Here is an 11,113-nt window from a genome sequence, read left to right as displayed (position 1 = left end):
CGCCCGCCGCCACCGCCGCCGCGGCGACCCCCGCTGACGGCCGCAAGCGCACCCGCGCCGGGCCCGCGGCGTCCCCCGCGCCACCCCGCGTTCACCTTCCCGTTCATGCCCGTCTGCGACGATCACCTCGTGGACTACCCGAACGACCAGGCACCAGGCGCTCCCATCCGGTTCGGCATTCCGGAGCATGGGCGCATTCCCAAGTACTACGCCGTGAAGGCGAAAATCGGCGTGCTCGTCGAGGAGTTGGGGGAAGGGGGGCTGTTGCCCACCGAGCGGGATCTCGCCGCTCGGTTCGAGGTGTCGCGGGAGACCGTGCGGCAGGCGCTGCGCGAGCTGTTGCTCGAAGGGCGGCTTCGGCGGCAGGGGCGGGGGACCGTCGTCGCCGGGCCCAAGCTGGAGCAGCCGCTCTCGCTCGCGAGCTACACCGAAGGCGTGCGCCGCCAGGGGCTGCGGCCCGGTCGTGCGCTCATCTCGCTCGACCGCTTCCCCTGCCCCGACGCCCTCGCCCCCGAGATCGGCGCCGTGCGCGGCGAGACCGTCTGGCACATGGAGCGCGTGCTCCTCGCCGACGACGAGCGCGTCGGCCTGGAGAGCACGTACGTCACCGAGGCCCGCGCCCCCCGCCTCGACCTCGACTTCGACCCCGACTCCTCCTTCTACGCCTATCTCCACGACCGCCTCGGCATCGAGTTCGGCGACGCCGACGAGCGCATCGAGACCGTCCTCGCGACGCCCCGCGAGGCCCTCCTCATCGGCACCCCGCCCGCGCTCCCCATGCTGCTCCTTCACCGAATCTCCCGGGACACCGCCGGCCGGCCACTCGAACGTGTACGGACCCTCTACCGCGGCGACCGGTTCAGCTTCAGCGCCCATCTGGGCAAACAGGGCTGAAACAGGGCTGAGGCGGGCTTAATCCCGATCAATGTGGGCTTCTTTCGACCCCTTTTGGTCACGACAAGGTAACGGGTCTGGTCCAAGCTTGTCGGCTCGTTCACCCTCCCGTTGCCCCAGCGATTCGTCCGGGTCACCGACTCCCAGGACCGTTTCCGGCATGAAGGTGATCGTCGTAGGAGCCGGCGTGGTGGGAACCATGCACGCCTGGCACGCAGTGGACCGTGGCCATGAGGTCGTACACATCGAGCGCGAGGCCGAGGCGCGCGGGGCATCGCTCCGCAACTTCGGCCAGATATGGGTGAGCGGCCGCGCGGGCGGTGAGGAGCTGGACACCGCGCTGCGCGCCCGCGAGCTCTGGGAGGGCATCGGCGCCCGCGTTCCCGAGCTCGGCTTCCGGGCCAACGGCTCCCTCACCCCCGTGCGCAACGACCTGGAACTGGCCGTCGCCGAGGCCGCCCTCGCCCGCCCTGACGCCGCCGCCCGCGGCTACAAGCTGCTCACCGCCGACGAGGCCCGGGCGATCAACCCCGCCCTGCGCGGCGACTTCAACGCCGCCCTGTGGTGCGAGCGGGACGCCGCCGTCGAGCCGCGTACCGCCCAACTCGCCCTCCGTCAGGCCCTGCTGGCCACCGGGAAGTACACCTTCCTGCCCAACCGCGAGGTCCGCGACGTCATCGGCGCCAGAGGAAATGGATACAGTGCGGTCCGCGACGACCACGGCGACGTGCACACCGGCGACGCCGTCGTCCTGTGCACCGGCGCCTGGCTCTCCGGCCTCGTCCGCGAGATCGCCGGGGAGGTCCCCGTACGCCGCGTGCGGCTGCAGATGATGCAGACCGACCCGCTCGGCGAGGCCCTCACCACCTCCGTCGCCGACGCCGACTCGTTCCGGTACTACCCGGCGTACAAGTCCCCTGCCCTGGACGCCCTCAACGCCGCCCAGGCCCAGGAAACCATCGCCGCCGACCACAAGATGCAGCTGCTCATGGTGCAGCGTCGCGACGGCGGACTGACCATCGGCGACACCCACGAGTACGAGCACCCCTTCGCCTTCGACACCCTCGAAGACCCCTACGAGCACCTCACCCGCGTCGTCGAGTCCTTCCTCGGCCGCCCGCTGCCGAAGGTCCGCCGCCGCTGGGCGGGCGTGTACGCGCAGTGCACCGACACCTCCCGCGTCGTGCACCGGCAGCAGGTCCGCGACGGCGTCTGGCTGGTGACCGGGCCCGGCGGCCGCGGCATGACCTGCTCGCCCGCCATCGCCGAGACCACCGCGAACGAACTGGGCTGGTGAACACCATGAACACGATGGACGCCGTGAACCACAAGAACCCGTACAACCTCGTCGTGCTCGACATGGCCGGGACCACCGTCGCCGACGGCGGCCTCGTCGAGCAGGCCTTCAACGCCGCCGCCGAGCGCCTCGGCGAAGACCCGGCCACGATGATCGACTACGTCCGCGCCACCATGGGCGAGTCCAAGATCTCCGTCTTCCGCCACCTCCTCGGCGGCGACGAGGCCCGCGCCCAGCAGGCCAACCTCGCCTTCGAGGAGGCGTACGGCGCCCTCGTCGACGGCGGGCGCATCGCCCCGATCCCCGGCGCGGCCGAGGCCATCGCCGCCCTCCAGGAGCAGGGCCGGACCGTCGTCCTCACCACCGGCTTCGCCCGGGTCACCCAGGACGCCATCCTCGACGCACTCGGCTGGCGCGACCTCGTCGGCCTCACCCTCTGCCCGGCCGACGCGGGCGGCCGCGGCCGGCCGTTCCCCGACATGGTCCTCGCCGCCTTCCTGCGCACCGGCGCCGTCGACGACGTCCGGCAGATCGCAGTCGCCGGCGACACCTCGTACGACATGCTCAGCGGCGTCCGTTCCGGCGCCGGGATCGTGGCGGGCGTCCTGACCGGCGCCCACGACGAGCCCGCGTTCAAGGAGCACGGCGCCACGCACGTCCTGGCCTCCGTCGCCGAACTTCCCGCGCTCATCAGGGAGTCGGAAGTCAGGGAGTCGGAAGTCAAGGAGTCGGAAGTCAGGGAGTCGGACGCATGACCAGCGGCATCCGGTTCGACTCCGTCTCCGTCGCGTACGGGAACCACACCGTCCTCGACTCCCTCGACCTGACCGTCGAGCCCGGCGAGGTCATGGCCCTGCTCGGGCCCTCCGGCTCCGGCAAGACCACCGCGCTGCGGGCGGTCGCCGGGTTCGTCCGGCCCCGCTCCGGCCGGGTGTTCCTCGGCGACCGCGACGTCACCGCCCTCCCGCCGCACAAGCGCGGGATCGGCATGGTCGTCCAGCAGTACGCGCTCTTCCCGCACCTGCGGGTCGAGGACAACGTGGCCTTCGGCCTGAAGGCGCAGAAGGCGCCCAAGGCCGAGATCCCCGGGCGGGTCGCCGAAGCCCTGGAGATGACCGGCATGGCGGCCTACTCCCGGCGCTACCCGCGCGAGCTGTCCGGCGGACAGCAGCAGCGCGTGGCCATCGCCCGGGCCCTCGCCATCCGGCCGAACGTCCTGCTGCTCGACGAGCCGCTCTCCGCGCTCGACGCGCAGCTCCGCTCCGGGATGCTCGCCGAACTCGCCAGGCTGCACCGCGAGTTGCCGGACGTCTCGATCCTGTACGTCACCCATGACCAGGTCGAGGCGCTCACCCTCGCCGACCGGATCGCCGTCATGGACAAGGCCCGGCTGCAGGACTGCGGGACCCCGCAGGAGCTGTACCGCAGGCCGCGTACGGAGTTCACGGCGTCCTTCGTCGGCAACGCGAACCTGCTGCCGGTGACGGTGGGGGCGGGCGGGGTGAGCCTCGACGGGGTCGCGCTCAGCGTCTCGACCGCGGACGCCGCGCCGGGGGCGCGCGCCACGCTGTGCGTACGGCCGCACCTCGTCGGGCTCGGCGACGGGCCCAACGCGCTGCGCGGGCGGATCGCCGAGGTGCAGTGGCGGGGGGCTACGCATCGGCTGTACGTGGAGGTGGGCGGTCACCGGGTGAAGGCGGACGTCAGGGAGCTTCGGGAGACACCCGTGCTCGGCGACGAGGTCACGGTGCACTTCGCGCCGGAGGACGCGGTGTTGTTGGGGGCGGGGGTCACCGATGGGTGAGTCGTCCGCACCGGTCATGCAAGCGGACCGCGCTCGGGGTGCGGGTACGGACACGGGGCGGAGGCGCCCGCAAAGGCGCCGTTCCGTTGTGCCCACCCGTTCCGCCCTGGGGGCACCTCCCGGACGGAGTCCGGGGGAGGAACGGATGCCCACAACGGGGCCTGTTCTCTGGGCTCTTCCTCCCGTCCTCGCCCTCGCCGTCGTCTTTCTCTACCCCCTCGCTCTCGTCGTCCAGGAGTCGCTCGCCCCCGGCGCCTACTCCTCCGTCTTCGCCTCCGAGTCGTTCCGGGACGCGCTGGTCACCACCGTCTGGCTGGCCGTCGCGGCCACCGTCGGGTGTCTGGTGCTCGGGTTCGTGCTCGCGCTGATCATCGCGTTCGTGCCGTTTCCCGGGGGGAAGGCGGTCGCCAAGTTCATCGACGTCTTCCTCTCCTTCCCGTCGTTCCTGATCACCCTCGCCCTGCTCTTCCTCTACGGCACCGTCGGCATGGCCAACGGGGTGTGGACCGATCTGACCGGCGCCGAGTCCGGGCCGTTCCAGTTCCTCACCACCCCGTGGGGCGTGCTGCTCGCCGAGATCACGTACTTCACGCCCTTCGTGATGCGCCCCCTGCTCGCCGCGTTCTCGCAGTTGGAGACCGCGCAGTTGGAGGTGGCCTCCTCGCTCGGGGCCGGGCCGATGCGGATCATCCGGCAGGTGATCCTGCCGGAGGCGCTGCCCGCGCTCGCGGCCGGCGGCAGCCTCGTGCTCGTCATGTGCCTGAACGAGTTCGGGATCGTCCTGTTCACCGGCGCCAAGGGCGTCACCACCCTCCCGATGCTCGTCTACAGCAAGGCGATCCTCGAGTCCGACTACGCCGCAGCCTGCGTCGTCGCCGTCGTCAACGTGGCGATCTCCGTGGGCCTCTACACCCTGTACCGGGGGGTCAGCCGCCGTGTTGGTGCATAGCCGTACGGGCCGCTGGACGGCCTGGACCGTGTTCGCGGTGCTCTTCGTCCCGCTCTTCGCCCTGCCCCTGCTCGTCATCCTCGCCGCGTCGTTCGCCACGAACTGGTCCGGGGCCTTCCCGTCCGGGCCGACCGCCGAGCACTACTCGGCGGCCGTCCGCGGCGAGTCGCTCCAGGCGCTGACCACCAGCCTGGTCACCGCCGTCACCGCCAGCCTGCTCGCGCTGCTCGTCGGGACCTGGGCCGCGCTCGCGGCGTCCGCGCTCGGCAAGCGGGGCCGGCGGGCGGTGGACGCGCTGTTCGTGCTGCCGGTCGCCGTGCCGTCGGTGGTGGTCGGGCTCGCCGTCCTGGTCGCGTTCTCGCAGCCGCCGTTTCTGCTCAACGGAACGCGCTGGATCGTGATCCTGGCGCACACCATTCTTGTCACGGCGTTCGCCTACCAGTCGGTTTCGGCTGCCATCCTGCGTCTCGACCCGATGTACGAGCAGGCGGCGGCCAGTCTGGGCGCGCGCCCCTCGTACGTACTGCTCCGGGTGAAGCTGCCGCTCCTGCTGCCGTCGCTCAACGCGGCCGCCGGGCTCTGCTTCGCACTGTCCATGGGTGAGCTCAGCGCCACGATGATGCTCTACCCGCCGGACTGGCTGCCGCTGCCGGTGCTGATCTTCACCGCCACCGACCGCGGCTCCCTCTTCACGGGCTCGGCTCTCGCCGTGGTCCTCATGGCGGCGACCCTGCTGGTCCTGCTCGCCGTCTCCCGTGTCCGCACCAAGGCCTCGTACCGCTAGTACCGCCGGTTCCCCCCTAGTTTCCCCCGTACCCCCGTACTGCCAGGAGAGAGCAACGTTATGCGTACGTACATCAAGCCGATCGCCGCCGTCACCGGCAGCCTCGCCCTCGCCGTCACCCTCACCGCCTGCGGCGGCGGTTCCTCCACCGCCTCCGAGGAGAAGATCGTCACCGTCTACAGCGCCGACGGCCTCAAGGGCGAGGCGGGCGACGGCTGGTACGACAAGGTCTTCAAGGACTTCGAGAAGAAGACCGGCATCAAGGTCAAGTACGTCGAGGGCGGTTCGGGCGAGATGGTGCAGCGCGCCGTCCGCGAGAAGAGCAACACCCAGGCCGACCTGCTCGTGACCCTCCCGCCGTTCATCCAGCAGGCCGACGGCAAGGGGCTGCTCCAGGCGTACACCCCGGCGGGCGCGGACAAGGTCAGCGGCGCGGACAAGTCCGCCGACGGCAAGTGGACCTCCGTCGTCAACAACTACTTCGGCTTCATCCACAACAAGAAGGAGCTGCCGGCGGCCCCCAAGACCTGGGAGGAGCTGCTGGACGGGAAGTTCAAGAACAAGCTGCAGTACTCGACCCCGGGCGTCGCGGGCGACGGCACCGCCGTCGTCATCAAGGCGATGCACGACTTCGGCGGCAAGGAGCCGGCGATGGAGTACCTGAAGAAGCTGCAGGCCAACAACGTCGGCCCGTCGTCCTCCACCTCCAAGCTCGCCCCGAAGGTCGACAAGGGCGAGATCCTGGTCGCCAACGGCGACGTCCAGATGAACTTCGCGCAGGCCAAGTCCATGCCGAACCTGGGCATCTGGTTCCCGGCGAAGCAGGGCGGCAAGCCCACCACGTTCGCGCTGCCGTACGCCGCCGGCCTTCTCGACAAGGCGCCGCACAGCGAGAACGGCAAGAAGCTGCTCGACTTCATGCTGGCGGAGGAGGCGCAGCGGCAGGTCAGCGAGATCGGCGGCGGCTTCCCGGCCCGAACCGACGTCAAGCCGACGGACGCCAACGCGATAGAGCTGGCGAAGCTGCTGGACGGCGTCGAGATCTTCGAGCCGGACTGGGCCGACATCGACAAGAACCTGGCGACGTACGTCGACTCCTGGAAGGCCGCGACGGGCAGCTGACGCCCGTCCTGAGCCGGGCCGGCGAGGACGTGGCGCCCGCGCCTTACACCCCAATGACGCCCGGCCCGAGCCCGACCCGCCACGTGTCGCCCAGAGTTCACCGCACGTATCTTCCGCCCCTCCGGAGTGTCGCGGAAAGATAACGGGTACGGACCGAACGGCTCAACAGGTCAACGCCCCTGAGAAATCGGGGGCGTTGGCATGCGGTCCGGCCCCGCATCCGTCCCTTCCCGATGGAGGAACCCCCATGCCGACGAACGGCATACCCCGCCGCACCGTGCTCGCCGCCGCCGGTGCCACCGCCGCGGTCACCGCGACCGGCCTGCTCGCCGCCCCCGCCGCCCACGCCGCCGCCCCCACGCTCCCGAACGGCACCAGCAAGGACAAGGTCCTCGTGGTCGGCATGGACGGCCTGCGGCACGACCGCATCGACGCCGCCAACGCGCCGAACCTCAAGTCGCTGATGGCGAACGGCACGTACGGCACGTCCCTGCTGTACGCCAACCCGATGGCCGCGACCTCCTCGGGCCCCGGCTGGTCGACCATCTCCACCGGCGTCTGGCCCGACAAGCACGGCGTGAAGGACAACACCTTCGTCGGCAAGAACTACGGCCAGTACCCCGGCTTCCTCGCCCGCCTGAACCAGATCCGGCCCGAGCTCTCGCTCTTCGCCGCCGTCGACTGGCCCGAGCTGGACACCCACGGCACCGTCACCCCCGGCGCCGACGCCAAGCTCGTCTACAACAACAATTACGTCGTCAACGACAAGGTGATCACCGACGCCACCGAGGACATCCTGCGCAACCAGAACCCGGACGTCCTCTTCGTCTACTTCGGCGAGACCGACGAGGTCGGCCACACCTCCGGTGCCAAGAGCCAGGCGTACCTCGACGCCATCGCCGTCCAGGACGGCTACCTCGGCCGCCTGATGACCGCGATCAAGGCCCGCCCCTCCTACGCCACCGAGCGCTGGACCGTCATCGTCGCCACCGACCACGGCCACGTCGACGCCGGCGGCCACGGCGGCTCCTCCATCGAGGAGCGGCGCACCTTCGTGCTCGCCCAGGGCCCCGGGATCGCCGCCGGCGCCCGGCCCGTCGACACCCGCCTCGTCGACGTCGCCGCCACCGTCTTCCAGCAGCTCGGCATCGCCCCCGACCCGGCCTGGGGCCTGGACGGCAAGCCGATCCAGCAGCGCTCCACCGACCCGTTCGACGCGCTGCAGTCCTCCCTCACCGGCCGCGTCGACGAGACCGGCATCCCGGCCGGCGTCCTCGGCTTCACCCGCACCGCGCCCAGCGGCTGGTCGGTCATCAACAACGCCATGGGCACCGGCGGCGTGACCGAGTGGCGCGGCTGGTCCTTCGCCACCGACGAGTTCTGGTCCCGCACCCAGCGCGACCAGTCCCGCGAGCTCAACGTCCGCGCCCGCGGCGTGTTCGCCGTCGCCGACTCGGACGAGTGGTCCGACAAGGCCTTCTCCGGTACGTACGACTCGACGCTGGTCACGCCCGCATACGCGGTCTCCGGCGCGTCCCGGGTCACCCTCGACTTCACGACGTTCTACCGGCAGGAGGGCAGCCAGACCGCGCAGGTCCTCGCGTCCTTCAACGGCGGCACGCCGACCCTGGTCAAGAGCTACACCGCGGACGTGATCTCGCAGCCGCAGTCCCTGTCCGTGGCCGTGCCCGCCGGTGCGTCCAGCGTGAGCTTCCGCTTCCGCTACACCGGGTCCAACAACTGGTACTGGGTGATCGACGGGGTCAAGGTCGCCACTTCCTGATTAATCTGGGGGCGTCGCCACAGCGCTGTCGCGTCGCCCCCAGCACCTCGCACGTTCGTACGGCAGGAGTCCCGCACCCATGGCAGAGCGCAAGCCGATCGAATCCTGGCTCACCGACATGGACGGCGTCCTCATCCACGAGGGCGTGCCGATCCCCGGCGCCGACGCGTTCATCAAGAAGCTGCGGGAGACCGGGAAGCCGTTCCTGGTCCTCACCAACAACTCGATCTACACCGCGCGCGACCTGCACGCCCGGCTCGCCAGGATGGGCCTGGACGTGCCCGTCGAGAACATCTGGACCTCGGCGCTCGCCACCGCCCAGTTCCTGGACGACCAGCGCCCCGGCGGCACCGCGTACGTCATCGGCGAGGCCGGTCTGACCACCGCGCTGCACGACATCGGCTACGTCCTCACCGACCACGACCCCGACTACGTGGTCCTGGGCGAGACCCGGACGTACTCCTTCGAGGCCATGACGAAGGCGGTCCGGCTGATCAACGCCGGCGCCCGGTTCATCTGCACCAACCCGGACGAGACCGGCCCGTCCATCGAGGGCCCGCTGCCCGCCACCGGCTCCGTCGCCGCGCTGATCACCAAGGCCACCGGCAAGGACCCGTACTTCGCGGGCAAGCCGAACCCGCTGATGATGCGCACCGGCCTGAACGCGATCGGCGCGCACTCCGAGACCAGCGCGATGATCGGCGACCGGATGGACACCGACGTGCTGGCCGGCCTGGAGGCCGGGATGCAGACGTTCCTGGTGCTGACCGGCCTGACCACGAAGGACGAGGTGGACCGCTTCCCGTTCCGCCCCTCCAAGATCGTCGACTCCATCGCCGACCTCGTGGACCGCGTCTAGGGCCTGTCCGGCGGATCAGGGTCGGACAGGCCCTAGACGTCGAGGTCGCCGGGGATCCCCTGGTCGGGCCCCTGCGGATGCGGAAACGCCGGAACCGGGTGAACCTGCCAGTACCAGGAGGTCACGATGCGTTCAGGTCCGATTGCTCTCCGTGCCGCAGGGGCGGCCGCCGCGGTACTGGCCCTCGCCCCCGTCGCGCACGCCCACGACGGCGTGAAGGTCAAGGTCACCCCGGCCACCGCCAAACCCGGGTCCGACGTCGACGTCCGGGTCAGCGGCTGCAAGGGCACGACCGGCGCGGCCAAGTCCCCGGCCTTCGTCGCGGACGCCGAGCTGTCGGGCCGGGACGGCGGCGACTCCCCGCTGTTCGGCGACACCACGCTCAAGTCGGGCCTGAACGACGGCGCCTATCGGATCACCGTGACCTGCGACGGCCACGACCACCGCGACGTCGGCACGGTGGTCGTCTCGCACCGGCAGCGGCCGACGCACCAGCCCACCCACCGGCCGACGCACCGCCCCACCGATCAGCCCACGCACCGGCCGACGCATCAGCCGACCGAACAGCCGACCCACCGCCCGCCCCACCGGCCCACGCACCACGAGACCCCCGTCGCCCCGGTGCGCGCGGGCGGCGGCGGGGCCGCGGCGCTCGCCGCGCCCGACGCGGACACCCCCGAGCGGGAGACCGTCGAGGAGCAGGGCCCCGGCACCCCGCACACCCTGGTCGGCCTCGGCCTGGCCGCCGTCGCCGCGGTGGCCGTCGCCTTCCGCCACACCCGCCGCCGGGCCGCGGCCGGCAAGACCTCAGGCCACCGCCAGGACGCGGAGTGACATGTCCGCCGACGAACGCCCGAGCGGCACCGGGCGGCTGCTGACCGGACTCACCTGGGCCGTCCTGCTCCTGGGGCTGTGGCTCTGGGGCCGCGAGGCCACCTCCGGCCCCGGCGGGCACTCCGCGCCGACCACCGGCGACGTCGCCGCCGTCGGCCGCCCGCTCGGCGTCGCGCTGCCGCCCGCGCACCGCCCCGTCGAGCCGGTGAAGCCGCAGCGCCTCGACATCCCGTCCATAGGCGTCAGCGCCCCGGTCGTCCCGCGCGGCCTGGACCGTACGGGCGCCGTGGACCCGCCGCCGTACGAGATGCCGCGCTCCGTCGGCTGGTTCGACCGCGGCGCGAAGCCCGGCGCGGACGGGGCCGCGCTCCTGGTCGGCCACGTCGACACCCGGTCCAAGCCCGCCGTCTTCTACGACCTCAGCTCCGTCCGCCCCGGCGCGAAGGTCCGGATCACCCGCGCGGACGGCTCGGTCGCCGAGTTCACCGTCGACGACGTGCAGGTCTTCCCGCGCGAGCACTTCGACCCCAAGCAGGCGTACGGCCAGCACGACCCGGACCGGGCCGAGCTGCGGCTCATCACCTGCGGCGGCGCCTTCGACCGGAAGGCCGGCACGTACACCGCCAACGTCGTCGTCTCCGCCTACCTGACCGCCGTCACGACCACCACCACAGCCTGACCCGATCCCAAGGGGAAGTGGATGCACCGAATTCGCACCGGCCGCGCGGCCGTGCTGCTGGGGGCGGCGGCGCTGCTGGCGGCCGGGTGCGGCGCGCCCGGCGCAGGC

11 protein-coding genes are annotated in these 11,113 nt (G+C 71.4%); all 11 read left to right on the top strand.

The annotated features are described in order from the left end of the window. The first annotated feature begins 129 nt into the window (after window positions 1–129). The 11 genes from VIU94_RS08650 to VIU94_RS08600 all read left to right on the top strand — a co-directional run bounded on the left by VIU94_RS08650 (window position 130) and on the right by VIU94_RS08600 (window position 11,005). The gene (locus VIU94_RS08650; RefSeq protein WP_331909289.1) at window positions 130–894 is read left to right on the top strand and encodes a GntR family transcriptional regulator; all 765 of its coding nucleotides are present in this window, start codon (window positions 130–132) and stop codon (window positions 892–894) included. Window positions 895–1,054: 160 nt separating this feature from the next. Further along, window positions 1,055–2,191, top strand: a complete 1,137-nt coding sequence (locus tag VIU94_RS08645; RefSeq protein WP_331909287.1) for a TIGR03364 family FAD-dependent oxidoreductase — start codon at window positions 1,055–1,057, stop codon at window positions 2,189–2,191. Window positions 2,192–2,196: 5 nt separating this feature from the next. Continuing rightward, window positions 2,197–2,946, top strand: coding sequence for a phosphonatase-like hydrolase (locus tag VIU94_RS08640; RefSeq protein WP_331909285.1), 750 nt, complete (start codon window positions 2,197–2,199; stop codon window positions 2,944–2,946). Continuing rightward, window positions 2,943–3,995 carry an ABC transporter ATP-binding protein gene (locus VIU94_RS08635; protein WP_331909283.1) on the top strand — a complete coding sequence of 351 codons (1,053 nt, stop codon included), beginning with the start codon at window positions 2,943–2,945 and terminating at the stop codon, window positions 3,993–3,995. The genes VIU94_RS08640 and VIU94_RS08635 overlap by 4 nt, the downstream gene beginning before the upstream one ends. Window positions 3,996–4,140: 145 nt before the next feature. Further along, window positions 4,141–4,944 (top strand): 2-aminoethylphosphonate ABC transporter permease subunit, encoded by an 804-nt coding sequence (locus VIU94_RS08630; RefSeq protein WP_331909281.1) that lies wholly within the window; start codon window positions 4,141–4,143, stop codon window positions 4,942–4,944. Then, window positions 4,931–5,728, top strand: coding sequence for an ABC transporter permease (locus VIU94_RS08625; RefSeq protein WP_331909279.1), 798 nt, complete (start codon window positions 4,931–4,933; stop codon window positions 5,726–5,728). Before VIU94_RS08630 ends, VIU94_RS08625 begins: the two co-directional genes overlap by 14 nt. 60 nt (window positions 5,729–5,788) lie before the next feature. Beyond that, on the top strand, window positions 5,789–6,850 hold the full coding sequence (locus tag VIU94_RS08620) for a 2-aminoethylphosphonate ABC transporter substrate-binding protein (protein ID WP_331909277.1): 1,062 nt from the start codon (window positions 5,789–5,791) through the stop codon (window positions 6,848–6,850). Between the two features lie 247 nt (window positions 6,851–7,097). Further along, entirely contained in the window at window positions 7,098–8,633 is a 1,536-nt protein-coding gene (locus VIU94_RS08615) for an alkaline phosphatase family protein (RefSeq protein WP_331909275.1), read from the top strand. 79 nt (window positions 8,634–8,712) lie between these two features. After that, window positions 8,713–9,492 carry an HAD-IIA family hydrolase gene (locus VIU94_RS08610; protein ID WP_331909273.1) on the top strand — a complete coding sequence of 260 codons (780 nt, stop codon included), beginning with the start codon at window positions 8,713–8,715 and terminating at the stop codon, window positions 9,490–9,492. A gap of 126 nt (window positions 9,493–9,618) precedes the next feature. After that, entirely contained in the window at window positions 9,619–10,326 is a 708-nt protein-coding gene (locus VIU94_RS08605) for a PT domain-containing protein (RefSeq protein ID WP_331909271.1), read from the top strand. 1 nt (window position 10,327) lies between these two features. Continuing rightward, window positions 10,328–11,005 carry a class F sortase gene (locus VIU94_RS08600; RefSeq protein WP_331909269.1) on the top strand — a complete coding sequence of 226 codons (678 nt, stop codon included), beginning with the start codon at window positions 10,328–10,330 and terminating at the stop codon, window positions 11,003–11,005. Window positions 11,006–11,113 lie beyond the last annotated feature (108 nt).

The organism is Streptomyces sp. (assembly GCF_036566765.1).
GTDB lineage: Bacteria > Actinomycetota > Actinomycetes > Streptomycetales > Streptomycetaceae > Streptomyces.
The sequence above is the reverse complement of the archived record's forward strand: the minus strand, read 5'-3'. Positions and strand labels throughout refer to the sequence as shown.

What these genes read in the sequence shown, in the direction of transcription:
- VIU94_RS08645 (WP_331909287.1), top strand. Translation starts at nt 1,055, where the DNA reads ATGAAGGTGATCGTCGTAGGAGCCGGCGTGGTGGGAACCATGCACGCC.
- VIU94_RS08640 (WP_331909285.1), top strand. Translation starts at nt 2,197, where the DNA reads ATGAACACGATGGACGCCGTGAACCACAAGAACCCGTACAACCTCGTC.
- VIU94_RS08635 (WP_331909283.1), top strand. Translation starts at nt 2,943, where the DNA reads ATGACCAGCGGCATCCGGTTCGACTCCGTCTCCGTCGCGTACGGGAAC.
- VIU94_RS08630 (WP_331909281.1), top strand. Translation starts at nt 4,141, where the DNA reads ATGCCCACAACGGGGCCTGTTCTCTGGGCTCTTCCTCCCGTCCTCGCC.
- VIU94_RS08620 (WP_331909277.1), top strand. Translation starts at nt 5,789, where the DNA reads ATGCGTACGTACATCAAGCCGATCGCCGCCGTCACCGGCAGCCTCGCC.
- VIU94_RS08615 (WP_331909275.1), top strand. Translation starts at nt 7,098, where the DNA reads ATGCCGACGAACGGCATACCCCGCCGCACCGTGCTCGCCGCCGCCGGT.
- VIU94_RS08610 (WP_331909273.1), top strand. Translation starts at nt 8,713, where the DNA reads ATGGCAGAGCGCAAGCCGATCGAATCCTGGCTCACCGACATGGACGGC.
- VIU94_RS08605 (WP_331909271.1), top strand. Translation starts at nt 9,619, where the DNA reads ATGCGTTCAGGTCCGATTGCTCTCCGTGCCGCAGGGGCGGCCGCCGCG.
- VIU94_RS08600 (WP_331909269.1), top strand. Translation starts at nt 10,328, where the DNA reads ATGTCCGCCGACGAACGCCCGAGCGGCACCGGGCGGCTGCTGACCGGA.